Here is a 23,008-nt window from a genome sequence, read left to right on the forward strand (position 1 = left end):
CACGTCAAAACCGGTTCGTCTCGGTTTTCGGCTCTTCCGGTTCGCCTCGTTTTCCCTCCTGTCCGACCCGCCGGTTCTTCCTTTCCGGTCCTGTCCGTCTCACCGCTCCTCCTTCGGTCCACAGTCTTGCGTTCTGTACGCTCGGCCAGCGACCGTCGCTCGGACGGCAAAACCATCTTGGACGACAAAACCAGTTCGTATCGCAAAACTAGCTCGGGGTCGCCTCGTTCGTCGCGCTCCACCGTCCGAACTGGTTCGTCGCTGCCCACCGTCGCCCGACGTATCGACAATCAAGTTTGTCTCTCCGAACTCGTTTTGCCGTCCGAACTCTCCCTCTCAAAACTGGTTTGTACGTCAAAACTCTACTATCGGGGTTCGGAAATAGCTGTATAACGGCCTGAAACGTCTGTACAGCCGATTTCGTGCGAACGTCTGACGCAGTTTTATATGGTTTTGACGGTTTTGCCGATTCGTATGACCGAAGCGGCCAGGATAGCGATCTCGAACCAGAAGGGCGGGGTCGGCAAGACGACGGTGGCCATCAACGTCGGCGGGGCGCTGAACCGTCGCGGGCACGACGTGCTGTTCGTCGACCTCGACCCGCAGGGCAACGCCACCGAAGGGCTGGGCCTCGAAGACGAGTACGAGGCCGAGCCGCCGACGCTGTTCGACGCGCTGACCGACCACGAGGCGCGCGAGGACGTCGACGCCATGGTCGTCGCACACGAGGAGATGGACGTCCTCCCGAGCAACATCGACATGACCAGCGTCGAACCGGAACTGACGATGGCGATGCGTGGCCGCGAACGGCTCGGGCAGGTGCTCGACGCCCTCGACGCGGAGTACGACGTGATTCTCATCGACTGCCCCCCGTATCTCGGCAATCTCACGGACAACGCGCTGATCGCCGCCGAGAACGTGCTCATCCCTGCGCTCGCCGAGTCGACCAGCAAACGGGCGCTCGAAATCCTGTTCGACCAGATAGAGGTGCTGGAAGCCGAGTTCGACACGGGGGTTCGGGACCTCGGGGTCGTCGCCAACCGCGTCGAGACGACCAACGAAGCCGACCGGATGCTGTCGTGGTTCGAGGACGCGTTCACCGACGTGCCGGTCTGGGAGGTTCGCAAGCGCGTCGCGCTCCAGCGCGCCTTCTCCGCCGGCCGTTCGATATTCGAATTCGACGCGGACTGCGACATGGCTCCCGTCTTCGACGACGTGGCCGCGGAACTGGAACGCCAGTTCGACCTCGAGGAGGTGGCGGTATGAGCGACGAGGGGAGCCGCGCCGACCGACTCCGCCGCCGTCGCGAGCAGCAGCGCGACCAGCAGGCCGACCGCTCTCGGGGGACGGACACCGGCAACTCGTCCGAACCGTCCGAACGAGACGAGACGGACGAGCCGGACGAGACGAGTCCCGAAGACGAGCGGACGAGCGTGAAAGACGACCGCGTGGGGACGTACATGTATCTTCCCGAGGATCAGCGAGCCGAACTCGACTTCGCGTACAAGGAGTTGAGTCTCGTCTACGAACGGGCGTTCGGCGAGGAACTGGAGAAGAACCGTCACTTCTACCCGATGCTCGTCGAGGCCGGGCTAGAACGGCTCGACGGACTGGACGGCGACGACCTCCGGGACCGACTGAAGCAACTCGAGGAGTGAGTATCGGCGGCTCGGCCTATCGGTGTTCGTCGAACAGCGTCTGGAGGTCGTCGGTGCGCTCCTGTCCGCTCAGGAACTTCGAGAACTGCCACTCGAAGAGATCGAGCAGGACGGCCAACCCGTGGTCGGTGATGGCGTACTCGTTCGTGCGCTTGTCGAGTTCGCTCTTCTCGACGAGATCGCGCTCGATGAGCGCATCGAGGTTCGGGTACAGTCGACCGTGGTTGACTTCTTCCCCGTAGTAGTCTTCGAGTTCCCGCTTGATGGCGAGTCCGTACCGGGACTCCTCGGCGAGCACGATGAGAACGTTCTGTTGGAATGCAGTCAGATCCCGCATTGCTTCCGCTTCGTTCACCGTTTGTGCCTCTGACATGGTCGTATCGTGTTATATGCGCTAACAATAGGTATAAATCTTCCTACTTGGAGGAATATTTATGGGTGATATTACGGGTATTATATTTGAGCTACCTAATGGTTACTGAAATCTGAGTATGACCGAAGAACGATTGTGATTTATCCAGGACAATGGCGATGCTGTCGACTGTGGCATCGGGTACATGAAGTCCGTCGTCAGTCGGACGGTCGAGCGGCGTCGACCCGTTACTGGAAGTCTCGAAGTTCGTCGAGCGTCATCTCCAGGTCGTCGAGTTCCAGTTCGACGCGCAGGTCGCAATCGCGACACGAGACGTCGCTAACGACTCCGTCTTCGTCGTCCTTGCGGATGCTGACGCAGAACCGACGATTGCTGCAGTCGTCGGACGGGCACTCCTGCTCCTCCGAGTCGAGCATCGTCTGGAGGCCGTCCTCGACGAGTTCGATGACGTCGAACATGATTTCAGATTGCAATACGATGTGTTAAATATACTTCTAAGTATCAAATTTGATATTGGGGGCCGACGTTCGGCGAGCGGACAGTGGAGTCCGTTCGGCCCGATACCGACAGTCATCACAGTCTTCGGTGACTGTCGGTCTCGAAGAGGGGTGGAGAGCGACTGCCTGCGGTGGGGACGTCGGGCGACACAACAGGCGTCGATGACGGAAGACGGAGCGGAACGTCCGGGTCCGATGGACCCGCCTTGGAGTGCCAGTGTCCCCTCCCCGACTGCCACGACCGGGGAAGGGAATGCCAGACGTACACATGGTTTACAGCTCGACACACGTCCGACGACGTATCCAACCAACCTCGCAGATAGAGAGAAGCGACCGGAAAGAGTAAGCGTTCGGCTGGACGCCTGAAGCGTTTTTAACGACGGCGTCAGTGGATGCCGAGAGCTTCGATCTGTTCCTGGTAGCGGTTGCGGATGGTGACCTCGGTGACCTGGGCGACGTCGGCGACCTCGCGCTGGGTCTTCTTCTCGTTGCAGAGCAGCGACGCGGCGTAGATGGCAGCCGCGGCGTACCCCGTCGGCGACTTGCCCGACAGCAGACCCTGTTCCGCCGTCGTGTCGATGATGTCGTTCGCCTTCGTCTTCACTTCCTCGCTGACTCCGAGGTCGGAGCAGAACCGCGGAACGTACTGCTTGGGGTCGACCGGCTTCATCTCCAGATTGAGTTCCTGGGAGATGTAACGGTAGGTGCGACCGATCTCCTTCTGGTCGACGCGCGAGACCTCGGCGACTTCCTCGAGACTCCGGGGAATCCCCTCCTGGCGGCAGGCGGCGTACAGCGTGCTCGTGGCGACGCCCTCGATGGAGCGGCCGCGGATGAGGTCTTCGTTGAGCGCCCGTCGGTAGATGACGGAGGCGACTTCGCGTACGGACCGGGGAACGCCCAGCGCGGAGGCCATCCGGTCGATCTCGCTGAGCGCGAACTGGAGGTTGCGCTCGCCAGCGTCCTTGGTCCGGATGCGCTCCTGCCACTTGCGCAGTCGATGCATCTGGCTCCGCTTCTCCGAGGAGAGCGACCGCCCGTAGGCGTCCTGATTCTTCCAGTCGATGGTGGTCGTCAGCCCCTTGTCGTGCATCGTCTGGGTCGTCGGCGCGCCGACCCGGGATTTGCTCTGGCGCTCGCTGTGGTTGAACGCCCGCCATTCCGGCCCCCGGTCGACGTGGTCCTCCTCGACCACGAGACCGCAGTCGTCACAGACGAGCTCGGACTGGTCGGCGCTGTTGACGAGGTTCTCCGAACCACACTCCGGACACCCCTGAACGTCTTCCTCCTCCGTTTCGCTCTCCTCGGTATGGCGCTCTCGCTGGCGAGTGGACCGTTCCATGCAGGTTCCCTACACGCGAGCGACATTTAAACCCCCGGATGCTATCGGCTGTGACCCGTCGCTTTCCGGACACGACACTGGCAGTTTCGCGACACCCGGCAGACCGACTTCAGGCGTCCGGTCGAGGCCATTCTTCGGTCAGTCTGAATCTCCATCGCTCTAACCGCTCACCCCGTGAAAAAAGCCATGACAGCGCAACCACAATGAGAACCCTCGACAGTGCGGTGTCTTCACAGGAATGAGTGACCTTTCCGGAACGATGCAAACGCGCGAACGCGGTATCGCCGCCGACAGCGACAACTGGATCGTCCCGGCCTCGGACGACCCGGACGTAGAGGTTGCCGATGGCTAGGAGCCGGACGGCCGCCGCACACGAGGCGAGCGCCGACGATACCGAACTCCTCGTCGTCTCGAACCGCCAGCCGTACAGCCACGAGTACGGCGAGGCGCAAGGGACCGGCGAGCGAATCATCGAAGTCGACCGCCCCGCGGGCGGCCTGACGGCCGGCCTCGACCCGGTCATGCAGCGGACCGACGGGACGTGGATAGCGTGGGGTGACGGTGACGCGGACCCCGACGTGGTCGACGACGACGACTGCGTCACCGTCCCTCCCGGCGACGACGGATACACGCTCCGCCGCGTCTGGCTCTCCCGGGAGGACGTCGACGACTACTACTACGGCTACAGCAACCAGGTGCTCTGGCCGCTCTGTCACGGCGACCCCGGCCGGATGAACGTCGAAGAGCGGTTCTGGCAGCGCTACCAGGCCGTCAACCGGACGTTCGCCGACGCCGTCGCCGAACAGGCCGACGACGACGTGCTGGTCTGGTTCCAGGACTACCACTTCGGGCTGGCGCCGCGCGCGGTCCGGGACGACCGTCCCGACGCCAGACTCGCCCAGTTCTGGCACATCCCGTGGCCGGCGTGGGACACGTTCCGCGCGTGCCCGCACGGCGCGGCGCTGCTCGACGGCCTGCTCGCCAACGACATGCTCGGATTCCACGTCGAGCGCTACTGCCGGAACTTCCTCCGCAGTGTCGACCAGTGTCTCGACGACGCGACGGTCGACTGGAGTGCGAACCGGATTCGCTACCGCGGCGACGCGACCGTCGTCAAGTCGTTCCCGATGGGCGTCGACTTCGAGCGAATCGAGCGCTGCAGTACTGCCGACGCCGCCGATGCGTTCTGGAACGAGTTCTGCGAGAAGCACGGTCTCGGCGACGTCCGGGTCGCGCTCGGCGTCGACCGCCTCGACTACACGAAGGGTATCCCCCAGCGCATCGCGGCGCTCGAACGGCTCTGGGAGACGCGCCCGGCGTGGCGAGGCGAACTCACCTTCGTCCAGAAGGGCATCGGGAGCCGCGAGCAGATAGACGAGTACCAGCAGCTCCAGAACCGGGTCGACGACGCGATAGGGCGCGTGAACGACCGGTTCGGGACCGACGACTGGCAGCCGATCGTCAGCGTGGAGGAGATGCTGCCCGCCGAACAGCTGTACGGACTCTACCGGAACAGCGATATCGCGCTGGTCAGCCCGGTCCGCGACGGAATGAACCTCGTAGCGGAGGAGTACGTCGCCGCACAGGTCGACGACGACGGCGTCCTGCTGCTGTCGGAGCTCGCCGGCGCACACGACGTGCTGGGCGAGCACGCCCTGTCGATAAACCCCTACGACGCCGCGGGGTTCGCCGACGCCATCGAGCGTGCGCTGACGATGGACGACGGCGAGCGCGAACGCCGGATGTCGCGACTGCGCCACGACGTGGCGAGCGACGACCTCTACTGGTGGATGAACGCGTTCCTCGACGCGGCACGGGCGCACCGAATCGCCGACGAGCAGATGGCCCGCTCGACCGACTGACGGTTCTCGCCAGAGTCGCGGCGCTCGTCGGTCGAGAACAGGGCGGTGGAGGAGGGAGGGGCGGCCGTTACGCTGGCTTCGCCAGTCGCGATATCTCGACCATCACGTCGTCGCGGTCCGGGTCGGGGTTCCGCAGCGTCCACGCGCGGTCGAAGTCTATCCCGGCTTCCTGGCCTTTCAGGAGCAGCTCGTCGAGCGCGGTCTCGAACTCCTTCGTCGAGGGCATCTCCGGCAGGGACGGCGGCCGAACCGGGTCCTGGTCGGTGAGGTTCGGCCGCGAGGCGAGCCGCGATATCTCGACCATCACGTCGTCGCGGTCCGAGTCGTCGTAGCGGAACGTCCACGAGCGGTCGAATTCGAGGTCGCTTTCGTCGGCAGTCGCGACGAGTGCGCTCAGCGTATCTTCGAACTTTTCGGGGGACGCCGCCCACGCGGGGATTTGGGTGGCTTGACTCATCTGTTCACTTCATCTGTAGGTGCATCTATCACTTAAACTCAGAGCGCTGTTCCACGGCGTTCCGCCCAGTATCACCGTTTACAACTGTCTGCAACGGTTCGAGAGATTCCAGACGACCGGCCGATCGCCACCGGCGTCGGCCGTGGCGGCCCGTCCGCAACTGCCGACGCGGTAGCTTTCCGACGTCGGCCAGGAGTCCGCGACGGTCCCCTCTCGACGCCGGACGCCGTCCGGCGATGCGGACGCGCCGACGTCGACGGGGCGCTGTGGCGTGTCGCGAGGGCGACGTCCGGAACGACTGCGCCCGCGACGCCGTCCCGGTCCCGACGCGTACGTGTCGGAATGCGGGGCGGTTCGGAGAGGCGATTGCCGGCGACAGACGGGGATCGGTTCGACAAGCGACGAGACGGAACGAGAGGTGACGATAAAAGTTTAGGGTACCTCTGAAGACGTCGTAAAACGTCTCGCAGTTCCGGTAAAAGGTCCGGAGGACGGTTAAACGAAGCGAAAGATCGCTAACTCTCCTCTCGTTATATACAGGTATGGATAGTGACGTGAGGTATGGCAAGTGTGCCCTCCGCAATCGAGAACGACCGATCGACCTCCGACGGTGTCGACGCCCGGTCGCTGACGATGGCGGTGCGACGCGTCGTCGCCCCGCCCGTGCAGTTCGTCGGCTTCTGGGCAGCGATATCGCTCCCGTTCCTCTACCTGCCACTGCTCTCCGGTGGCCTCGACGGAGCGGAACTCACCGTGTTCGTCGGCCTCCTGGCGCTCAACGTCGTCGCACTCTTCGTGGGCCACGGCCATCGCCGCGAGGAGTAGCTCGTCGCAAATCGTCACGGTGGACGCACCCGTCGGTCGAGCACGTCGCTGGTCCCCCGAACATCCGTCGACCGACTACCTGAGGTCGTCCAGGCAGTTCTCGCAGACGTCGACGTCGGCCCGGAGGTACGTGTCGTTTTCCGCCAGTTCTATTTCGATGCGCGTCACCGGAACGTAGTCACGGCAGTACGCACAACGCTCGATAGCATCGAGTTCGTTCGTCGTGTTACGGTTTCTCGGCATATGTCCCCGCGCTTTCGAGTCTGGTGGCCATCGAAAACACGTTGAGAAGTAGGCGTACAAAAACTAGGCATTCGAATGTCCACTTTTTAAGTTCGCGCTAGCCGGGGCGCCCGTGACGGGGAGGAGAAGATCAGTTGGCCAGCTCGGCGGCTTCCCTGTCGTCCAGGTACTCCGCCTCCCACTCGCGGCGTGCCTCGATCTCGCGCTGGCCGCGCCGGGTCAGCGTGTAGTAGTTCGTCCGGCGGTCCACCTGGCCCTTCTCGACGAGGCCCTTGTCCACCAGCGTATCCAGATTGGGGTAGAGGCGACCGTGGTGGATGTCCTTCTCGTAGTAACCTTCCAACTCCTCCTTGATGGCGAGTCCGTGTGGTTCGTCCAGACCATTGATCACGTACAGCAGGTCGCGCTGGAAGCCAGTCAGGTCGTACATGTTCGAATCGATGTTATGTCTATACGGTATTAGTTAAGCGCATGATAATGACCGCTTCACCGAGTGAAAAGCCGATTAGACCGATACTTGTCATCCTGATACGTCGTCGTTGTTGACAGCTGTCCGGAACTGATCGCCCAGTGATCACCGTCGCGGTTCGCCGGCCGGCGTACTCGATCGGATTTCGCTGATGGCCGCAGATAATATAAACGTACAGGCGCGACAGCGTTAGTAATGAAGAAACAAGAGCTCATTCACCTTCACGGCCTGCTCGCCGAGATTCACGAGGAGTACGAGATACGCCGTGGAGAACCACTCGACCTGTCGTCGTACGAGTCCATCGGCGTCAAACCGACGTCGATTCACCGGTCGAAGACGGCACACAAGGAAGCGATGTTCGCGCTCGCGGACGAACTCACGGACGCGATGGACGACGAGCAGCGAGTCGCGGCACACGCCGACTGAGACGACGCTCGGCTTCGACGACCGTGCCTCACTCGTCGCGCTCGGCGAACGTCTGTGCGAGCGTCACGAGCGTGAATGCGGCGACGACGAGACCGCCGACGGCGATTGCAGGGAGCGACCCGACGACGGGGAGGCCGGCCGCGACGCCGCCGAGGAGGAGCGTCCCGAACGCCGAGATACCGAGATAGTACAGCGCCCAGGGGCGGTCGTTCTCGTCCTCCGGTTCGTCGTCGGTGTCGGCGTCGACGTCCTTGGAGACGTCGAGGTACTTGTCGAACCGATTCGCCAGCTCCGTCCGTTCGACCGTGCCCCGATTCTGGTCGTAGTTGACGACCCCTTCCTCGTCGAGCTTCGGGAGGTGAGACTGGTAGAGGGGGATGTAGACGCGCTGGCGCTCGTCGGAGGAGAGCGCGGTCACCGTCGTGTCGTTCTCCCACGCCGCCACCTGCTCGGCGACGTCGCGCATCTCCACCGGCCCTTCCTTGTCTTTCAGGTACTGGAGCACGTATCGACGCCGGGGCGTCTGGAGGAGATGGAAGACGTCGTCCTGGGAGAGGTCGGGCTCGGACGACGTCTCGGGGACCTGTTCGGTGGCGCTATCGGGGCGGGTCTCTGTAGCGCTCATGACGATACGTGTATCGTCGACGGAGGTAATAAACGGGTAACGCTCTCCCGCACTGTTGCGAACTGTTGTCGCAACTGTAGGCAACGATTAGCTTCTATCTAACGTCTGGACAAGACTTAATTGTACTGTTCTATCACATGTTGAGAGCGGCCGTAGTCGACGATTGCTCGTTCGACAGTACCTCCTCGCTCGATGGGCGAGAGGGTCGCTTCCAGCGGTACTCTCTGCCTGAATCCGAAAACGTGACGCTCGACGGAACTGTAATGGAAGATATCTTATAGGATGGCGAATACGCCAATCGAGTGCCGATACGATCGGCGTTCGTTCTCCCGGTCGCGTGCGCCTCCTGGGTGGAGTCGAGTTTGCGATTTCGGGCCGGTCGACGCTCGCGGCGGCGGTCGATCCGGCGACTGGTATCGGAAGTTAACTCCTCTATAGTAATCACGGTAGAGGACGTAGCAGGGAGTGCCCAGTGTGGTGGCTGGGATCTGATGGAGGCAGCGAGGGCGTAGCGCTCATGACTTGCCCCCTCGTGTCTTCCGTTACGTTCTTCGGCGGCTCGCGCCGCCGTCTCTCGCAACCGACAGCATCAGCTTTCGAATAACCCCGAACATCTCTAAAGATATTCTACTTATATCGCATTCCTCACATTGAATTTTGGGATGAATTTCCTAGTCCTAAGGTTTAATGCAAAGTACTCTCATACTCCGTACCGTACCCGAATCTCTCCCATGGTCCGTGGCGCATCCAACTCCGACGGCTCTCTCGACGACGCTCACGACTCTACGGGCACGGCGTCGTTCTCCGACTCGACCCCGTCGGATCCGCCGAAGACGCTTCTCGCTGAAATCTTCGTCGAGCACGACGATCTGCTTCTGGCGGACACCATCAAGACGGTTCCGGGGGTCACCGCCCAGGTCGAGGACGCTGGGACGGCGAGCGACACGACGTTCTTCGTCTCCGTGGTCGGCGGCGAGTTCGGTGCGTTCGAGCGAGCGCTCGACGAGGACCCCACCGTCGCCGAGGCGACGACGTTCACGGTCGCGGCGGACAAGCGCGTGTACCGAATCCGGGCCGCGTCGGGAGTGACGCGGTGCCTCCCGAAGGCGACCGAACTCGGCATCCGTATTCTCGACGTGAAGAGCAGCGACGGCGGCTGGGTGGCACGCGTCCAGATGCTCTCGCGAGAACCGCTCATCGAGTTCCGGGAAGCCTGCCTCGAGAAGGACATCACGTTCCGGGTTCGGCAACTGTACGACGCCGACCCCACCGACGAGTCGGCCGACGTCCACCTCACCGGCCGCCAGCGCAACACCCTCCTGACGGCCTACGAGTACGGCTACTACGACGTTCCACGTGGCATCTCACAGGGTGAACTCGCGGAGAAACTCGACATCTCCACCTCCGCCATCTCCCAGCAACTCCGCCGCGCGACGGGTCAGTTGATCGCCAGTACGTTCGCCGTCGACCGGGATTAGGCCTCGAACGGGGACTTCGACGCTTCGGGTTCGGAGCCGTTCAGGAACACGAGATTGCCGCGCCCGACCTGGATTCGGGTTATCTCGTCGGCCTCCTCCATCTTCGACAGCTTCCGACTGACCGTCGACTTCGACCACGACGTCTCGGCGGTGATGTCGGCCTGTTTCATTCGGCCGCCGTACTGGATGAGCAGCGAGCGAATCCGTTCCTCGTCGGTGAGCATCTCCTCGTCGGCGAGGTTCTCCGGCACCGTCGTCTCCGTCGTGGTGCGCTCGCGGCTCTCGCCGTCCGTCTCCGGCGTGGTCGACTCGTCGCTTCCCGTCTCGGTCCGTTCGGTCGTCGACTCCGTGCTCGCGTCTCCGTCACTGCTGAACAGGTCCGAAACCATCGTCGCGAGCGACGACAGCGGACCGCTGCTGGCGGTCGTCTGGTCGGTCGCTTCGTCGTCGGTCGCTTCGTCGTCGGTCGCCTCGTCGCCGGTCGAGGCGTCCGGGTCGTAGGTCGGCATCGTCGTCCACTCGGTCCCGTCGTCGCTGACTTCGACGACGGTGTCGAACAGCGTCTTCAGCGTATTGATGGTCTCCGGGTCGTGGACGTCGGGGTCGATCTGGTAGTATCCGACGGCCCCGGCGGCCTGGACGCGATGGGTGAGAATGTGTAGATAGCGGAAGGCGGTGTCGAAGTCGATGTACTCGAGCAGGACGGTCAGCGTCTGGACGGCGACGACCGGCTGCCTGTCGTCGTTCGTCCACTTCTCCAGATGCTCGCTCAAGGGGACGATTATCTCCATCGGGTCGGTCGGGTCCACGACGGCGGTCGTGACGTTCTTCGGCGTCGTCTCGTCGTACGACTCCGACTCCGCCATTCCGCTGGCGTGGATGAACTCGGTCTCGTGGGGAAGCGTTCCGATGTTCTCCCGCCAGTCGTCGATCCACTGGTTCGGCGGCTGCATATAGGTGACCGCAGCGAGATTCGTCTCTTCGGGTGACGCCGAAGCTATCAGCTCCATGCACGCCTGATTACCGGTCGGAGTGAGGGGTGCGAGCACGAGAACGTTCGACGCGTCCTGTATCTCCTGTTCCAGGTCTCGAATATTCATCTATCGTATGTGGAGAGATTGTTTGTTAGCAGGCCGATGACGAGATATTTACCTAGACAGTATCTTCAGTCGAACATCAATCTACTGCTTCTCTTACCTCTCTACCGATAGCGTGAGAGAAGCCTCCATCTAGGTGCCGACGACCGGCTTTCCCACCCACACGCTCGGGACGTGTTGCGGTCACCCGTTCCGGTCGATAGTTGTGCAGGTCCATCGTGGCGGTTGCCCGAGCAGTCGCGTCCTCGGTGCATGACGAACGACCGACTCCGAAGCTCCGTGACGTATTGTGGGGGGAGGGGCAGGTCGTTCTTTCTATCATTGTCGAAATTTTACGCGGAGTCCCTTTCGTTGTAGTGAACACAGTACGGCACTGTAAATACGGTGTGTTACCATTAACACTCTTTATCAAAACCCTCCTCTGAAAAGCGATTTCCCCTTCATCTGCAAGCTCACTCCTCGTGAGAGAGCGTGTTTCGGATGAGATTCGCGTGTCCGCGTCGGAGTCGCGTCGAGAGCGCGTTTCGGGAGATGTCGAGGTTGTCGGCGATGCCTTCGAGACCCGTCGTGCGGGGTACCTCGAAGTATCCGCTGTCGAGGGCCGTCAGCAGGGCTTCGCGCTGTTTGGGCGTAATCTCGTACTTGCCGAGCGCTTCGGGGTGACGGGAGTCGTAGAGGCGCGTTAGCTCGAACGCGATGTCGCGTTCCGAACAGTAGTCGTGGAACTCCGTCAGCGTTTGCTCGTCCGGAAACAGCATGCGCACGTCCCACTCGGAATCGTCGCTGGAGGCCTCCAGTATCGTCGCCTCCACGAGCGAGACGGCGTGCGTAATTTCGTCGCTGTCCTGTTTCCAGTGGCCGCGGTAGAATCGCTCTTCGTCGTGTTCTTCGAGCGTGACGATGTCCTGGATGGTGTCGTCGCGCTCGAGCGCATCCTCGAACGTCGAGAAGTCGTCGCCGGCCGCCCAGAAGTACGGTGTAATCCGTTCCTCGTCCGCGGCGACGCGCTCTATCTCGACGTGGACTTCCGGAACCGCACGTAACGTTTCGCTCAGGACGAAGTTGTGCGCAGGGACGGTGACATCGGCCAGGACACTCATGTCGCTCTTGCCTCGGACTGTCACTACAGCCTGTTATGCATTTCGTGACCGACCGTCGGCGAGTCCGAGACGGCTTCCCCTAACCGAAAAACCTTTACATAAATACCCTCCATTCCCACAATAGTTATAGACGGAGCATCCCCTTTCATGAGCTGTATCGAAACAGATGGATATCGACCGGAGGACGCTCCCGTCTTCGGTGCGCGAACTGGAAGGTAACACGCATCATGTCTAGCAAACCTACTGTCCTGATAGTCGACGACGAGCGCGCTATTACGGATCTTCACGCCCGCTGGTTGGAGGACTCGTACGAGGTCCGGAAAGCGTACAGCGGTTCCGAGGCGCTCGAGTCGGTCGACGAGTCGGTCGATATCGTTCTACTCGACCGACGGATGCCCGACCTCTCCGGCCAAGAGGTTCTGGAGAAGATTCGCGAGCGAGACATCGACTGTCGCGTCGCTATGGTGACTGCCGTCGAACCCGACTTCGACATCCTCGAACTCGGATTCGACACCTACATCAACAAGCCGGTCTCCGACCCGGAGCAGCTCCACGACATCGTCGAGTCGCTCGAGACGCGGTCGACGTACGACGAGCAGGTTCAGCGGCTCCTCTCGCTCGCGTCGAAGAAAGCGACCATCGAGAGCAAGAAAGACTCGACCGAACTCGGCGACAACGAGGAGTACGACGACCTGAAATCGGAGCTGTCGTCGCTCCGTGAGCGGCTCGCGGACACCGCCACCGACCTCGACGACGACGACCTCCGCGCGGAGTTCCACGGTCGCAACACCGCCGGCTCGAAGCTGGTAAACGGCACCGACGCGACGAACGGCGATGGCTGATTCCGTCTCTCCATCATATCTATGACCGATCTTCGAGAAGTCCGCGCCGGAGCATGATGGCGACTCGCGGCCACTCGACGGTCGGAGGTGGCGGAGCGACCGAACTGGTCGGCGGGAGTTTCGCATGAGCGGGCCGTCGTCGACGACGCTTCTGCACGACCCGTCCGAGAGCGTGATTCTTCTGCTCCTCGACGACGACCAGAACCGGAAACTGCTCGGCGAGTGGCTCGCCGCGGAATACGACGTCGTTCGTCCGGACGGCGACGCCGTCGAGGACCACTTCGACCTCTGTATCGTCGACGAGACGTCGTTTCTCCAGCACGAGGACGACCTGGAGACCCGGACGGACGTCGCCTCCCCGACGTTCCTTCCCTACCTTCTGGTGTCCTCGGACGGGTCGCCGGCGTGTACGCCAGACGCCTGGACAGTGGTCGACGAGGTCGTCACGACGCCCATCGAGAAGGGGGTGTTGCGGGCGCGCATCGAGGGGTTGCTGGAGCGGCGGCGGCTCTCGGTCGAACTCGAACGGAAGCGCGAACGGAGCGTCGAGCGGTTCCAGACGCTGTTCCAGACCGCTCCGGACCCCGTCTTCGTCCTCGACGCCGAGGGGGCCATCCAGGCGGTCAACGACGCGTTCTGCGACCTCACGGGGGTCTCGCGGATCGAAGTGAACGGACGGCCGATAGAGGAGGTGCCGGCGTTCCCCAGCGACACCGTCGAGTCGCTGACTGCCGACGTGCGAGCCGACGGGGCCGCCCCCGACCGGTCGCCGTACAGCGTGGCGTTTACGGCGGCGGACGGCGAGACCCGCCACGCGGAGATAAACACGGCGACGATGCCGAGCGACGACGGTTCCGAGGTCGTCGGTATCTTCCGGGACGTGACCGCTCACCGGCGCCGCAGGCAGGAACTCGAACGCCAGAACGAGCGCCTCGACGAGTTCGCCGGTATGCTCGCCCACGAACTCCGGAACCCGCTGGGTATCGCGCAGGGCTATCTCCGCGTGGCGCGCAAGGACGGCACGCCCACGGCCTACGACGAGGTCGACGACGCTCTCGGCCGCATGGAACAGATGATAGACGAGATGCTGGACCTCGCTCGCCGCCCCGAGACCACCGGCGACGAGGAGTGGACGGTGTTCCGCGAGGTGGTCGAGGACACGTGGAAGCGGACCGTCCCGCCCGACGCGACGCTCGTCCTGGAGGACACCGACGAGGAGATCTCGACCGACCCCGACCGGCTGAGCCAGGTGTTCCGCAACCTCTTCCGGAACGCCGTCGAGCACGCCGGCGACGACGTGACCGTCCGCGTCGAGCGCACGTCGGACGGAATCGCGGTCGAGGACGACGGCCCGGGCATCCCCGAGGACGAGCGCGGGGACGTCTTCGAGAGCGGGTACACGACCAACGACGGCACCGGTCTCGGACTGACCATCGTCGAACAGATCGCCCAAGCGCACGGCTGGGCGGTCGACATCGACGCTGCCGACGACGGCGGTGCCCGGTTCGAAATCAGCGGCATGGAGTTCGAGTGAGGCCGCCGGCGACGCCGGTGCCGTTCCCCTCGCTGGCAGTACCGCTATCCTCGCGCCGGCGTCACCACTCGGACGCTCGCCGTCGCGACACCACGTCGTCCACCCGGTGGTCGAACTCGGGGTCGGCGGCCGCGCCGCCTTTCAGCGCCGCCCAGGAGGTACACTCCGGGCAGGCGTAGACGGCGTCGCCGTCGCCCAGGATGCGGGCGAACTCCGGGTCGACGTGGTCGTTGTCGCAGCCGGCGTTCCGGCAGGCGAGGAGTCTGCTCGTCTCGTCGCCACCGGGGTTCCACGCGGGCCGCGTTCGATGCGTCTGTTCGTCGGTGCCGTCCGTCTCGAATCGCGTTGCTCTAGCCATTGACTGTCACCTTCTCTCTCGCGAGTCGCTCACCCGTCTTCCCGTCGAGCAGTTCCCAGAACTCCGCGTCGGCGTCCGGGAGGCGACTACACTGGTGACACCAGAAGTGCCCGTTCGTCGTCTCCCAGCTCGCGTGCCCGTTCGGGCACGTGTATCGCCACTTCGCTCTGGTCCCGTCGATGCGGTGGACGCTCATGCGAGACCGTACGACGACTCCCCTCTAAATATCGAGTCTTATCCGGAGTGAAAGTAAAGGGGCGGAGTTCGCTTCACTCCGCCGGAGTCCGGCGGTTTCTCCCGACGAGGAGCGGACCGACGGGTGAAAGTGGACGTTACTCCCGGACGGCGTAGCCCAGGTCGCCGATGGCGGTCGCGAGGTCTGCGCGGGTGCCGGGGTCGGCGGTCACCTCGACGACGCCCTGCTCGTGGTCGGCGTCGACCGTCAGCGCCCCGCGGACGCCCTTCAGTTCGCTCTCGATGATCCGTTCACAGCCGGCACACTGCATCCCGTCGACGCGGAACTCGTACTGTCCCATGCGACCGTTCGTACGACCGTGAGCGACTTGATACCGGCCGACCGTCCGGGGAAACGATTCGTCGTCGCCACGTCTACGGCACGCCGACGAAGCGGTGTCGGCGGTAGAGGTAGACCAGCGACATCGTCGCGACGCTGCCCAGCCACGAGAGGACGGACAGCGCCAGGTTGATTCGCGGGCCGAAGAGGTCCCGGCCGACGACGAAGCCGAGGACGGGCGTCAGCGCTCCGCCGAGGAGGTACGGCCACGGGTTGGGATTCCAGTCGGTCGCCGCGCGGACGTAGCCCGCGTCCCGGTACAGCGCGGGGAACGTCGGGAGGCTCGCCAGCACCAGCAGGACGAGGCCGCCGACCCCGCCGACCGCGATGAGACCTATCTTGTTCGTCGCCGCGACGAGCGCGAGAAGCGCCACCGCGCCGAGTACCAGTGCCACGAGGTACGCTGCGAGCACGTACCAGTACAGTTCGCGTATCTTCGTCATCGTTCGATGATAGTTCCGTCGTCGCCGACCGCTACGTCGGGTCGGCGTTCCGTCGTCGCGTCCTCGGCCGCGCCGGCGTTCGTCGCGGCCGTCTCTTCGTCGAACCGCCGACCGACCGCCACGTCCCGGAGGTCGGCCTCGGCCGGCGTCGACGACGCCAGCCAGCCCACCCCGGACACGCGTTCCGCGACGACGCCGTCTTCGCCGGCCGCGAGCAGCGTCGTCCCGTCGCGGTCGATGCCGTACAGCGCGCTCTCGCCGACCGAGAGCGGCGTCCAGTTCTCACAGCGGCGGTCGTAGCGGTACAGTCGGCCGTCGTCGCCCGCGACGAAGGTCCGTTCCCCGCCGGCGGCGACGTCGAAGAAGTCGACCTGCGCGTCGCGGACGCCGAGCGTCCACCAGTCGTCCTCGAACTCGGCGGTGACCTCGCCGCTGGTGTCGACCGCCCACGCGCGTCCGCCGCCGAAGTCGAGCGCGGAGACGGTCGCGCCACAGCCCGGTTCGACGACCGCGTCCCACTGGGGACAGCCGCGGTCGTCGGTCGCGACTGCCATGACCTCGCCGGAGCCGTTGGCGACCCGGAGCCGTTCGTCGCCCCGGTCGCCGGCGACGGCGATGGCCTCCCAGGTGCTGGTCTTCTCCGTCGGCGCGGAGTAGTCGAACTTCCGGCCGGTCGCCGCGTCGTACGCGCCGAGTGCGCCCGAGGAGCCGGCGAACCAGGCGCGCTCGCCGTCGTCGGTCGCGTCGACGCAGGTGAGCGTGTTCGCTCGGGTCGCGGGGCCGGCGGCGACGACGACGCGCCACTCCCCGCCGTGACGGGCGAGGACGCGACCGTCTTCGCCGACGGCGACCGGTCCCCGGACGGTGGCGACGACGGCGTGCAGCGAGCAGTCGGTCGGCGCGTCGGTCACGTACCACTCGGCCGTCCGCCGCTCGCGTCCCCTCATGGCGTCGCGGTCGCGACCGCCGCACTCACGTCCGTCTCTCCAGCGCCGCGACGAGGTCCTCGACGGCGGCCTTCGGGACGGTGACCTGCATCCGGCGCGTGTCGCCCCAGACGTTCCCTATCTCGACCGCGTCGCTGTCCGGGTCGCCCGCGAAGTGGGCGACCCAGACGCCGCACTGGTCGCCGTCGGGCTCTACGACCAGCGCGCCGTCGTCGCGGTTTCCGGCGTTCTCGTCCGTCATCTCGACCACGAGCGAAGCGCTCGCTCGACTCGGTCGATGGCGTCCTCGACGGCGTTCGTCGCGTCCTCGACGAGCGACCGGACGTCGACCGCCGGACCGGCCGTCCCGTCGCCCGCCGTCGAACCGTCGCCTTCTCCGTCAGCGTCGTCCTCTCCGCCGGCGTCACCCTCGTCGGCCGCTCGGTCGCGGGTCCGTCCGCCCTTCGTCGCGTCCGTCTCCGACTGGTTCTCGCGGCCGTTCGGCGTCCGGCCGACGTCGGGTGGCGGCGCGAGCGGCGGGTCGGCGCTCGGTGGGTTCGGCGACCCGAGTTCGAGGTTGTCGTACACGTAGCCGCCCCGGTCGGCGGCGTTGCTGCCGCCGACGACGCCGCTGACGGTGCCGTACTCGTCTGGCTTCCCGTAGACGCCGACGGCGGCGCGGTCGTCGCTGTTGTTCGTCACGTGCAGGTTCTCCAGGGCGAGCCGTTCGAGGCGGTCGTCGCAGTGAATCTCGACGGCGTCGCTGCGGTTGCCGTCGTAGCGCACCCGGCAGTTCGAGACGGCGATCTCCTGGGTCGGTACGTTGGCGACGACGGGCGAGTCGGTGCTCTCGTGGCGGTGGGTGAACGCGAAGTCGCAGTCGGCGACGGTGACCCGGCCGGGGTAGGCGTCCCGGTCGTCGCCCTCGACGACGACGCCGCACGAGCGCATGCCGCCCGACCAGCCCTGCTTGGGCGGCTTGCCGTCCTTGACGAACGTGCAGTTACGAATCTCGCTGCCGCCGCCGACCCGGAGGCCGACGTTCGTGTTCCGGAAGAAGCAGTTCCGGATGGCGACCGTTCCCTGCACGTCGTTGCCGTAGAACGTGTTCTCGCCCCACTGCTCGACCCAGACGCGGTTCAACACGAGGTGGCCGCGGTGCCGGTTCTTCACGAGGAACGCCCGCCGGTTGCTGCGCTCGCCGGGCGGGCCGGAGCCCTCGTGGAGGTAGACGTCCTCGACGGTGCCGGTCGCGCCCTCGCTCTCGACGACGGGGCGCATGAACGACACGCCGTGGACGTCCATGTCCGTGCCGTTCGTGCCGCAGTGGCCGCGGACGACGACGTTCGAGACCCGCCAGTCGTCGCCCTGTACGTCGATGCGCGGCGGGTAGCTGACCTCGCGGAAGTCGAGTTCGAACCCGTCGAAGACGAACCCGTCGCCGGTCGCATCGAGCAGGTTCGTACAGTTCGCGCGGTCGGTCGGGACGAGCGTCGCGTTCGTCCCGACGAGGTGCAGGTCGTCGTGGTCGGTCGCTATCTTCTCGACGCGGTAGGTTCCCGGCGGGAACTCGACGGTCGCGCCGTCTTCCATCGCGTCGGCCAGTGCGTCGTCTATCGGTTCGGAGCCGGAGCTGTCGGCTCCACGCTCGGTGATGTCGATTGGCATGATGGGTGGAAGTGTCAGGGTCCGAACGTCATCCGGTGTTCCTTGTAGAGCACGCCCGCGAACAGCGCGAAGGGGACGAGTCCCAGCACGGTGAACGCCAGCGCGAGCTGTAGCAGCGGGTTGAGCGCGTACTCCGTCGAGAGATACACCAGCACGGCGATTCCGGCGGAGATGAATAGTACGATGCTCAGTATCGCCATGCCGAAACTCCACTTTCGGTGGCTCCACGGCAGGTCGTCGGAGTTCCGCAGCATCTTGATGAGCACGGCGATGGGCGGTATCGCCAGCGCGAGCAACTGGAGGACGGCGAGCGCGACCGACTTCATGGTCGCTCTCCCGGCGTCCGCTCGGGCGTCGGCCGCCCCGTCGCTCGGGGTCGCGTACGGCCCCGGGTCTCGTGGGCGCGCGCGACCCGCGACAGCGCGACCGCGCAGGCGGCGTCGCGCCACGAGCAGTCCGCCGCCTCGCGTCGCTCGCGGACAGCGTCCCACGCGGCCAGCACGTGCCCGTCCAGTTGCTCCAGCACCGTCTCGCGCGTCCACGGCCGCCGGGTGCGGTTCTGCACCCACTCGAAGTACGAGACGACGACGCCGCCGGCGTTGGCCAGCACGTCTGGAACGACCGGGACGCCGCGCTCTTCGAGGACGCGGTCGGCGGCCGCGGTCGTCGGCCCGTTCGCCCCCTCGACGATCAGCGACGCCTGCACGTCCTCGGCGTTGTCCGCGGTGAGCACGTCGCCGACCGCAGCGGGGACGAGCACGTCGACGTCGAGCTCCAGCAGTGCGGCGTTCGAGATGCGGTCGCCTCCGTCGGCGGCGTCACAGTCCGTGACCGCGTTCGGCGTCTCGGCGTGCGCGGGGACGGCGTGGACGTCGAGGCCGTCCGGGTCGTGGACGCCGCCGCCGGCGTCGGAGACGGCGACCACGTCCGCGCCCCGGTCGTCGAGCAGGCGGGCGGCGGTCGCGCCGACGCTGCCGAACCCCTGGACCGCGACGGTCGCGTCCGCGAGGTCGATTCCGTGGTACTCGCAGGCCTCGTCGGCGACCGCGACGACGCTGCGACCCGGCGCGCTCTCGCGGCCGACGCTCCCGCCGACGACGGGCGGTTTCCCCGTCACGACGCCGGGGCGGTGGTCGCCGCGGACACGTTCGTACTCGTCGGCGAGCCACGCCATCGTCTCCGCGTCGGTGCCCAGGTCGGGCGCGGGGACGTCGCGGTCCCGGCCGAAGTCACGGACGAACTCCCGGGCGTACGCCCGGGTGAGCCGTTCTCGCTCGGCGTCGCTCAGCTCCTCGGGTGCGACCCGGACGCCGCCTTTCGCGCCGCCGAAGGGGACGTCGACGAGCGCGGTCTTCCACGTCATCCACGTCGCCAGCGCGGTACACTCCGCCTCGGTCACGTCCGGATGGTAGCGCAGGCCGCCCTTGTACGGGCCGCGCGCGTCGTCGTGCTGGACGCGGACGGCCGTCAGCGTCTCGACGCCGCCGTCGTCGCGTTCGACCGGGACGGCGGCCCGGTGGACGCGCTCCGGTTCGAACAGTCGCGACAGCGTCGCCTCGTCGACGTCGACGCGCTCGGCGGCCCGCCGGAGCTGGTCGCGCGCCGTCTCGAGGGCGCTCATGACAGGAGGTCCTCGCCACGGTCGATGGCGTCCTCGTCGATGGCGAGCAGACACTCCTCCTCCCACTCGCGGTGGGCGCGCAGTTCGGACGCCGCCTGCTCGGTCAGCCGGTAGGCGTTCGTCCGTCCGTCCAGCGGTAGCTTCCGGACGAACCCCATGTCGGCGAGCTCGTCCAGGTTCTGGTAGAGCCGGCCGTGGTTGATCGACTCGCCGTACTGTTCTTCGAGTTCCTGCTTGACGACCTGGCCGTAGGGGTTGCTCCCCGACAGCCGGGCGACGGTCAGCAGGAGGTCGCGTTTGAATCCCGTCATGCCGACGAGCGGACGGGGCTGTGCCGTCGTGTCGCAGTCGGTTTCGCTGGCAGTCATGGTCTCTCTGGCGGCTGGTGCCGCCACGCCGCGCTCGGGGCTCGAACCCGTCGCCGGCCTGGCTACCGGACGCGGTCCGCTCGGCGGTCGGCGGGGTCGACTACGGGACGCGGTCGGTGACGCCGGCCAGCGCCGCGACCGTCGGCTCGTGGCGCAACAGCAGCGTTCCGAGGACGCTCGTCGCCAGCACGTAGCCGACCGCGAACTCCGGAACGCCCTCGACGGGCGTCGGTGACGCGCGGGCCAGCGCGGCCAGCACCAGCGAGAACTCGCCGCGGGCGACCAGCCCCAGTCCGACGCGGAGCGAGCGCCGGTCGTCCAGCCCGTAGATGCGCCCGGAGACGACGCCGCTGACGAGCTTGCTGGCGGTCGTCGCGACGAGCGCGGCGGCGAGCAGTCCGGCGACCTCGACCAGCGCGGACACGGGCGTCGCGAGCCCGACGGCGAGGAAGAACGTCGCGGCGAACAGGTCCCTGACCGGGACGAGCGCGCGCTCGACGCGCTCGGCCTCGTCGGTCGCGCCGAGCGCTCCGCCGACGAAGAACGCCGCGATGCCCTTGCTGACGCCCAGCGTCGCGGCGGTGCCGGCGACCAGCACCGCCACGGCGAGCACGCGCAGGAGGAACAGTTCGTCCGAGCGGGCGGCGACGAGGCGTTCGAGCGCGCCGGTCGCGTACCAGCCGACGGCGGCGACGCCCGCCACCAGCCCGAAGCCGGCGGCGAGGCTCGCGAGCGCGTTCGACGCGGAACCGCCGCCGAGCACCAGCGTCGAGAGGACGGTCAGGTAGACCGCGACGACGACGTCCTCGAAGACGAGCGACCCGAGGATGGGTTCGCTCTCGCGGTTGGCTATCCAGCCCTGCTCCAGCAGCGCCTTCGTCACGATGGCGCTGGAGGAGATGTAGACGACGCCGACGAGAAACAGCGTCTCCAGGAGCGAGAAGCCGAACAGCCAGCCGAGCGCGACGCCGACCGCGGCGTTGCAGCCGAGGTCGACGACGCCAGCGCCGACGACGCGGTCCCAGTCGCCCAGCAGGCGGTCGGCGTCGACGTGCAACCCGAGGAAGAAGAGCAGGAGGACGACCCCGAGGTCGGCGAAGACCGCGACGAACTCCGACTCGGCGACGAGCGCGAGCGGGACGCCGGCGACGCGGGTCGGCGCGTGCGGCCCGACGACGATGCCCGCGACGATGTACGCCGGGACGACCGACTGGCCGAGTCGGACCGCGACGCCCCCGGCGACCGCCACCGCGCCGAGGACGACGCCGAGTTCGAGGAACGGCGTCATCGCTCCGCGATGTCTTCGAGCGCGTTCTGCTCCGCCCGGGTCCCGACGGCGACGAGCACGTCGCCCGCCTCGACCGCGAAGTCGGGGTTCGGCGTCGTGTGCGTCTCCCGGCCGCGCTGGACGGCGAGAACGGTCGCGCCCGTATCGCTCCAGACGCCGGCGTCGCCGAGGGTCGCGCCCGCGAGCGGGGAGTCCTCGCTCACGTCGACCCACTCGATGATGGCGTCGCCGAGCGGGAGCGCGACCTCGTCGAGTTCGACGGGCTGGAAGTACGCCCCCTCCAGTATCGCGCCGAGGCGGCGCGCCGTCGCGCCGTCGAGGTCGAACAGCTTCTCGGCGTCGGCGTCGCCTTCGCGACGGTACAGTTCGCGCTCGCCGTCGTGGCGCACCAGGACGACGAGGCGGTCGGTGCCGCGGTCGAGTTCGTACTTCCGGCCGACGCCGGGAACGCGGGTCTCGTACACGGTCGTGGGTCGAATCGGTGTCGGGTCGGTGGGGTCGCGGGTCAGGCCAGCAGGTCGAGGAGGTACGTCGTCCAGAGCCAGTCCAGCGGGGTCCACAGGCCGAGCGCGTGCGACAGCAGGTCGTCGAGCGCGACGAGGCCGGCGGCGGCGACGAACGCCCGCCAGCGCCGACCGTACCGCGTGGTCACCAGTGCGCCGACGAGCGTGCCGGCGACGCCCAGCAGGCAGACCGCTGCGCCGGTCGCGGGGTAGTATCGCCAGAGGTGAACCCAGCCGAACAGCGCCACCAGCGCGCTGGCGGTGACCAGCAGGGGTTCCTCGTGCGGGCGGTCGTCCCACCGCTTCGCGCAGGCGAACAACAGCAGGTACAGTCCGTACAGGAAGTGGTGGGGCGCGAACAGCGCGCCGTCGGGGACGGGTTCAGCGGGGAAGGGCATGCGTTCGTCGGGTCGCGTCGTTCGCACGGCGGT

The 23,008-nt window shown here is 65.9% G+C and carries 30 protein-coding genes; 8 read left to right on the plus strand and 22 right to left on the minus strand.

The features are described 5' to 3' along the window. The first annotated feature begins 474 nt into the window (after positions 1-474). Both ACTF4R_RS20880 and ACTF4R_RS20885 read left to right on the plus strand, forming a co-directional pair. Positions 475-1,266, plus strand: coding sequence for a ParA family protein (locus tag ACTF4R_RS20880; RefSeq protein WP_440010527.1), 792 nt, complete (start codon positions 475-477; stop codon positions 1,264-1,266). Beyond that, the gene (locus tag ACTF4R_RS20885) at positions 1,263-1,658 is read left to right on the plus strand and encodes a DUF8160 family protein (protein WP_440010529.1); all 396 of its coding nucleotides are present in this window, start codon (positions 1,263-1,265) and stop codon (positions 1,656-1,658) included. The genes ACTF4R_RS20880 and ACTF4R_RS20885 overlap by 4 nt, the downstream gene beginning before the upstream one ends. A 16-nt stretch (positions 1,659-1,674) precedes the next feature. Here ACTF4R_RS20885 and ACTF4R_RS20890 read toward each other — a convergent pair whose 3' ends face one another. The 3 genes from ACTF4R_RS20890 to ACTF4R_RS20900 all read right to left on the minus strand — a co-directional run bounded on the left by ACTF4R_RS20890 (position 1,675) and on the right by ACTF4R_RS20900 (position 3,870). After that, complete coding sequence (locus ACTF4R_RS20890; RefSeq protein ID WP_440010530.1) at positions 1,675-2,031, minus strand: PadR family transcriptional regulator; 357 nt, start codon at positions 2,029-2,031, stop codon at positions 1,675-1,677. A gap of 227 nt (positions 2,032-2,258) precedes the next feature. Continuing rightward, entirely contained in the window at positions 2,259-2,489 is a 231-nt protein-coding gene (locus ACTF4R_RS20895; RefSeq protein ID WP_440010532.1) for a hypothetical protein, read from the minus strand. Positions 2,490-2,913: 424 nt separating this feature from the next. After that, positions 2,914-3,870 carry a transcription initiation factor IIB gene (locus tag ACTF4R_RS20900; protein ID WP_440010535.1) on the minus strand — a complete coding sequence of 319 codons (957 nt, stop codon included), beginning with the start codon at positions 3,868-3,870 and terminating at the stop codon, positions 2,914-2,916. 344 nt (positions 3,871-4,214) lie between these two features. Here ACTF4R_RS20900 and ACTF4R_RS20905 point away from each other — a divergent pair, with 344 nt between their 5' ends. Then, complete coding sequence (locus tag ACTF4R_RS20905) at positions 4,215-5,732, plus strand: alpha,alpha-trehalose-phosphate synthase (UDP-forming) (protein ID WP_440010537.1); 1,518 nt, start codon at positions 4,215-4,217, stop codon at positions 5,730-5,732. A gap of 67 nt (positions 5,733-5,799) precedes the next feature. On the opposite strand, the gene ACTF4R_RS20910 is transcribed toward ACTF4R_RS20905, so the two are convergent. Next, the gene (locus ACTF4R_RS20910; RefSeq protein ID WP_440010539.1) at positions 5,800-6,189 is read right to left on the minus strand and encodes a hypothetical protein; all 390 of its coding nucleotides are present in this window, start codon (positions 6,187-6,189) and stop codon (positions 5,800-5,802) included. Between the two features lie 561 nt (positions 6,190-6,750). Between ACTF4R_RS20910 and ACTF4R_RS20915 the strand changes: the two genes are divergently transcribed. Then, complete coding sequence (locus ACTF4R_RS20915) at positions 6,751-7,014, plus strand: DUF8028 family protein (RefSeq protein WP_440010541.1); 264 nt, start codon at positions 6,751-6,753, stop codon at positions 7,012-7,014. A 75-nt stretch (positions 7,015-7,089) separates the two neighbouring features. Here the strand turns inward: ACTF4R_RS20915 and ACTF4R_RS20920 are convergent, their stop codons facing one another. Both ACTF4R_RS20920 and ACTF4R_RS20925 read right to left on the minus strand, forming a co-directional pair. After that, positions 7,090-7,257, minus strand: coding sequence for a hypothetical protein (locus tag ACTF4R_RS20920; protein WP_440010542.1), 168 nt, complete (start codon positions 7,255-7,257; stop codon positions 7,090-7,092). Positions 7,258-7,387: 130 nt separating this feature from the next. Then, on the minus strand, positions 7,388-7,687 hold the full coding sequence (locus ACTF4R_RS20925; RefSeq protein WP_433630502.1) for a PadR family transcriptional regulator: 300 nt from the start codon (positions 7,685-7,687) through the stop codon (positions 7,388-7,390). A gap of 234 nt (positions 7,688-7,921) precedes the next feature. Between ACTF4R_RS20925 and ACTF4R_RS20930 the strand changes: the two genes are divergently transcribed. Then, the gene (locus tag ACTF4R_RS20930) at positions 7,922-8,152 is read left to right on the plus strand and encodes a UPF0058 family protein (protein WP_440010545.1); all 231 of its coding nucleotides are present in this window, start codon (positions 7,922-7,924) and stop codon (positions 8,150-8,152) included. 28 nt (positions 8,153-8,180) lie between these two features. On the opposite strand, the gene ACTF4R_RS20935 is transcribed toward ACTF4R_RS20930, so the two are convergent. After that, on the minus strand, positions 8,181-8,777 hold the full coding sequence (locus tag ACTF4R_RS20935) for a DUF7344 domain-containing protein (RefSeq protein ID WP_440010547.1): 597 nt from the start codon (positions 8,775-8,777) through the stop codon (positions 8,181-8,183). 731 nt (positions 8,778-9,508) lie between these two features. On the opposite strand from ACTF4R_RS20935, the gene ACTF4R_RS20940 reads away from it, so the two are divergent. Then, positions 9,509-10,255 (plus strand): helix-turn-helix domain-containing protein, encoded by a 747-nt coding sequence (locus ACTF4R_RS20940; protein ID WP_440010550.1) that lies wholly within the window; start codon positions 9,509-9,511, stop codon positions 10,253-10,255. Here the strand turns inward: ACTF4R_RS20940 and ACTF4R_RS20945 are convergent. Together ACTF4R_RS20945 and ACTF4R_RS20950 are read right to left on the minus strand one after the other, a co-directional pair. Further along, the gene (locus tag ACTF4R_RS20945) at positions 10,252-11,355 is read right to left on the minus strand and encodes a helix-turn-helix transcriptional regulator (protein WP_440010552.1); all 1,104 of its coding nucleotides are present in this window, start codon (positions 11,353-11,355) and stop codon (positions 10,252-10,254) included. The two genes, ACTF4R_RS20940 and ACTF4R_RS20945, sit on opposite strands and share 4 nt — an antisense overlap. Positions 11,356-11,804: 449 nt before the next feature. After that, positions 11,805-12,452: a helix-turn-helix domain-containing protein gene (locus tag ACTF4R_RS20950; RefSeq protein ID WP_440010555.1), complete on the minus strand. Its 648-nt coding sequence runs from the start codon at positions 12,450-12,452 to the stop codon at positions 11,805-11,807. Positions 12,453-12,679: 227 nt separating this feature from the next. Between ACTF4R_RS20950 and ACTF4R_RS20955 the strand changes: the two genes are divergently transcribed. Together ACTF4R_RS20955 and ACTF4R_RS20960 are read left to right on the plus strand one after the other, a co-directional pair. Continuing rightward, entirely contained in the window at positions 12,680-13,294 is a 615-nt protein-coding gene (locus tag ACTF4R_RS20955; protein ID WP_440010556.1) for a response regulator transcription factor, read from the plus strand. A gap of 124 nt (positions 13,295-13,418) precedes the next feature. Further along, the gene (locus ACTF4R_RS20960) at positions 13,419-14,828 is read left to right on the plus strand and encodes a two-component system sensor histidine kinase NtrB (RefSeq protein WP_440010558.1); all 1,410 of its coding nucleotides are present in this window, start codon (positions 13,419-13,421) and stop codon (positions 14,826-14,828) included. Positions 14,829-14,889: 61 nt separating this feature from the next. Here the strand turns inward: ACTF4R_RS20960 and ACTF4R_RS20965 are convergent, their stop codons facing one another. From ACTF4R_RS20965 to ACTF4R_RS21025, 13 genes are all read right to left on the minus strand, one after another. Continuing rightward, entirely contained in the window at positions 14,890-15,186 is a 297-nt protein-coding gene (locus ACTF4R_RS20965) for a DUF7563 family protein (RefSeq protein WP_440010560.1), read from the minus strand. Next, on the minus strand, positions 15,179-15,382 hold the full coding sequence (locus ACTF4R_RS20970) for a hypothetical protein (RefSeq protein ID WP_113277829.1): 204 nt from the start codon (positions 15,380-15,382) through the stop codon (positions 15,179-15,181). Before ACTF4R_RS20970 ends, ACTF4R_RS20965 begins: the two co-directional genes overlap by 8 nt. Before the next feature lie 136 nt (positions 15,383-15,518). Continuing rightward, a complete protein-coding gene (locus ACTF4R_RS20975) occupies positions 15,519-15,722 on the minus strand; it encodes a heavy-metal-associated domain-containing protein (RefSeq protein WP_113277645.1) in 204 nt (67 codons plus the stop codon). Between the two features lie 73 nt (positions 15,723-15,795). Beyond that, a complete protein-coding gene (locus ACTF4R_RS20980) occupies positions 15,796-16,203 on the minus strand; it encodes a hypothetical protein (protein WP_440010563.1) in 408 nt (135 codons plus the stop codon). After that, positions 16,200-17,150: a hypothetical protein gene (locus tag ACTF4R_RS20985; protein WP_440010566.1), complete on the minus strand. Its 951-nt coding sequence runs from the start codon at positions 17,148-17,150 to the stop codon at positions 16,200-16,202. The genes ACTF4R_RS20980 and ACTF4R_RS20985 overlap by 4 nt, the downstream gene beginning before the upstream one ends. 25 nt (positions 17,151-17,175) lie before the next feature. Continuing rightward, positions 17,176-17,391, minus strand: coding sequence for a hypothetical protein (locus ACTF4R_RS20990; protein WP_440010567.1), 216 nt, complete (start codon positions 17,389-17,391; stop codon positions 17,176-17,178). Beyond that, positions 17,388-18,797: a pectate lyase family protein gene (locus ACTF4R_RS20995; protein ID WP_440010569.1), complete on the minus strand. Its 1,410-nt coding sequence runs from the start codon at positions 18,795-18,797 to the stop codon at positions 17,388-17,390. The genes ACTF4R_RS20990 and ACTF4R_RS20995 overlap by 4 nt, the downstream gene beginning before the upstream one ends. A gap of 14 nt (positions 18,798-18,811) precedes the next feature. Next, complete coding sequence (locus ACTF4R_RS21000) at positions 18,812-19,123, minus strand: hypothetical protein (protein ID WP_113277830.1); 312 nt, start codon at positions 19,121-19,123, stop codon at positions 18,812-18,814. Further along, a complete protein-coding gene (locus ACTF4R_RS21005; protein WP_440010572.1) occupies positions 19,120-20,418 on the minus strand; it encodes a Glu/Leu/Phe/Val dehydrogenase dimerization domain-containing protein in 1,299 nt (432 codons plus the stop codon). The genes ACTF4R_RS21000 and ACTF4R_RS21005 overlap by 4 nt, the downstream gene beginning before the upstream one ends. Next, entirely contained in the window at positions 20,415-20,786 is a 372-nt protein-coding gene (locus tag ACTF4R_RS21010) for a helix-turn-helix transcriptional regulator (protein ID WP_440010574.1), read from the minus strand. Before ACTF4R_RS21010 ends, ACTF4R_RS21005 begins: the two co-directional genes overlap by 4 nt. A 100-nt stretch (positions 20,787-20,886) precedes the next feature. Continuing rightward, positions 20,887-22,074 (minus strand): cation:proton antiporter, encoded by a 1,188-nt coding sequence (locus ACTF4R_RS21015; protein ID WP_440010577.1) that lies wholly within the window; start codon positions 22,072-22,074, stop codon positions 20,887-20,889. After that, positions 22,071-22,538, minus strand: a complete 468-nt coding sequence (locus ACTF4R_RS21020) for a cation:proton antiporter regulatory subunit (protein ID WP_440010580.1) — start codon at positions 22,536-22,538, stop codon at positions 22,071-22,073. Before ACTF4R_RS21020 ends, ACTF4R_RS21015 begins: the two co-directional genes overlap by 4 nt. Positions 22,539-22,579: 41 nt before the next feature. Then, a complete protein-coding gene (locus ACTF4R_RS21025; RefSeq protein WP_440010582.1) occupies positions 22,580-22,975 on the minus strand; it encodes a hypothetical protein in 396 nt (131 codons plus the stop codon). Positions 22,976-23,008 lie beyond the last annotated feature (33 nt).

Origin of the sequence: Halomicrococcus pelagicus (genome assembly GCF_051917725.1) — an archaeon.
Lineage (GTDB): Archaea > Halobacteriota > Halobacteria > Halobacteriales > Haladaptataceae > Halomicrococcus.

What these genes read in the sequence shown, in the direction of transcription:
- ACTF4R_RS20930 (WP_440010545.1), top strand. Translation starts at nt 7,922, where the DNA reads ATGAAGAAACAAGAGCTCATTCACCTTCACGGCCTGCTCGCCGAGATT.
- ACTF4R_RS21015 (WP_440010577.1), bottom strand. Translation starts at nt 22,074, where the DNA reads ATGACGCCGTTCCTCGAACTCGGCGTCGTCCTCGGCGCGGTGGCGGTC.
- ACTF4R_RS20955 (WP_440010556.1), top strand. Translation starts at nt 12,680, where the DNA reads ATGTCTAGCAAACCTACTGTCCTGATAGTCGACGACGAGCGCGCTATT.
- ACTF4R_RS20905 (WP_440010537.1), top strand. Translation starts at nt 4,215, where the DNA reads ATGGCTAGGAGCCGGACGGCCGCCGCACACGAGGCGAGCGCCGACGAT.
- ACTF4R_RS21005 (WP_440010572.1), bottom strand. Translation starts at nt 20,418, where the DNA reads ATGAGCGCCCTCGAGACGGCGCGCGACCAGCTCCGGCGGGCCGCCGAG.
- ACTF4R_RS20880 (WP_440010527.1), top strand. Translation starts at nt 475, where the DNA reads ATGACCGAAGCGGCCAGGATAGCGATCTCGAACCAGAAGGGCGGGGTC.
- ACTF4R_RS21000 (WP_113277830.1), bottom strand. Translation starts at nt 19,123, where the DNA reads ATGAAGTCGGTCGCGCTCGCCGTCCTCCAGTTGCTCGCGCTGGCGATA.
- ACTF4R_RS20915 (WP_440010541.1), top strand. Translation starts at nt 6,751, where the DNA reads ATGGCAAGTGTGCCCTCCGCAATCGAGAACGACCGATCGACCTCCGAC.
- ACTF4R_RS20920 (WP_440010542.1), bottom strand. Translation starts at nt 7,257, where the DNA reads ATGCCGAGAAACCGTAACACGACGAACGAACTCGATGCTATCGAGCGT.
- ACTF4R_RS21010 (WP_440010574.1), bottom strand. Translation starts at nt 20,786, where the DNA reads ATGACTGCCAGCGAAACCGACTGCGACACGACGGCACAGCCCCGTCCG.
- ACTF4R_RS20945 (WP_440010552.1), bottom strand. Translation starts at nt 11,355, where the DNA reads ATGAATATTCGAGACCTGGAACAGGAGATACAGGACGCGTCGAACGTT.
- ACTF4R_RS20995 (WP_440010569.1), bottom strand. Translation starts at nt 18,797, where the DNA reads ATGCCAATCGACATCACCGAGCGTGGAGCCGACAGCTCCGGCTCCGAA.
- ACTF4R_RS20895 (WP_440010532.1), bottom strand. Translation starts at nt 2,489, where the DNA reads ATGTTCGACGTCATCGAACTCGTCGAGGACGGCCTCCAGACGATGCTC.
- ACTF4R_RS20980 (WP_440010563.1), bottom strand. Translation starts at nt 16,203, where the DNA reads ATGACGAAGATACGCGAACTGTACTGGTACGTGCTCGCAGCGTACCTC.
- ACTF4R_RS20910 (WP_440010539.1), bottom strand. Translation starts at nt 6,189, where the DNA reads ATGAGTCAAGCCACCCAAATCCCCGCGTGGGCGGCGTCCCCCGAAAAG.
- ACTF4R_RS20975 (WP_113277645.1), bottom strand. Translation starts at nt 15,722, where the DNA reads ATGGGACAGTACGAGTTCCGCGTCGACGGGATGCAGTGTGCCGGCTGT.
- ACTF4R_RS20990 (WP_440010567.1), bottom strand. Translation starts at nt 17,391, where the DNA reads ATGACGGACGAGAACGCCGGAAACCGCGACGACGGCGCGCTGGTCGTA.
- ACTF4R_RS20890 (WP_440010530.1), bottom strand. Translation starts at nt 2,031, where the DNA reads ATGTCAGAGGCACAAACGGTGAACGAAGCGGAAGCAATGCGGGATCTG.
- ACTF4R_RS20885 (WP_440010529.1), top strand. Translation starts at nt 1,263, where the DNA reads ATGAGCGACGAGGGGAGCCGCGCCGACCGACTCCGCCGCCGTCGCGAG.
- ACTF4R_RS20985 (WP_440010566.1), bottom strand. Translation starts at nt 17,150, where the DNA reads ATGAGGGGACGCGAGCGGCGGACGGCCGAGTGGTACGTGACCGACGCG.
- ACTF4R_RS20900 (WP_440010535.1), bottom strand. Translation starts at nt 3,870, where the DNA reads ATGGAACGGTCCACTCGCCAGCGAGAGCGCCATACCGAGGAGAGCGAA.
- ACTF4R_RS20960 (WP_440010558.1), top strand. Translation starts at nt 13,419, where the DNA reads ATGAGCGGGCCGTCGTCGACGACGCTTCTGCACGACCCGTCCGAGAGC.
- ACTF4R_RS20940 (WP_440010550.1), top strand. Translation starts at nt 9,509, where the DNA reads ATGGTCCGTGGCGCATCCAACTCCGACGGCTCTCTCGACGACGCTCAC.
- ACTF4R_RS21025 (WP_440010582.1), bottom strand. Translation starts at nt 22,975, where the DNA reads ATGCCCTTCCCCGCTGAACCCGTCCCCGACGGCGCGCTGTTCGCGCCC.
- ACTF4R_RS20925 (WP_433630502.1), bottom strand. Translation starts at nt 7,687, where the DNA reads ATGTACGACCTGACTGGCTTCCAGCGCGACCTGCTGTACGTGATCAAT.
- ACTF4R_RS20935 (WP_440010547.1), bottom strand. Translation starts at nt 8,777, where the DNA reads ATGAGCGCTACAGAGACCCGCCCCGATAGCGCCACCGAACAGGTCCCC.
- ACTF4R_RS20965 (WP_440010560.1), bottom strand. Translation starts at nt 15,186, where the DNA reads ATGGCTAGAGCAACGCGATTCGAGACGGACGGCACCGACGAACAGACG.
- ACTF4R_RS20950 (WP_440010555.1), bottom strand. Translation starts at nt 12,452, where the DNA reads ATGAGTGTCCTGGCCGATGTCACCGTCCCTGCGCACAACTTCGTCCTG.
- ACTF4R_RS20970 (WP_113277829.1), bottom strand. Translation starts at nt 15,382, where the DNA reads ATGAGCGTCCACCGCATCGACGGGACCAGAGCGAAGTGGCGATACACG.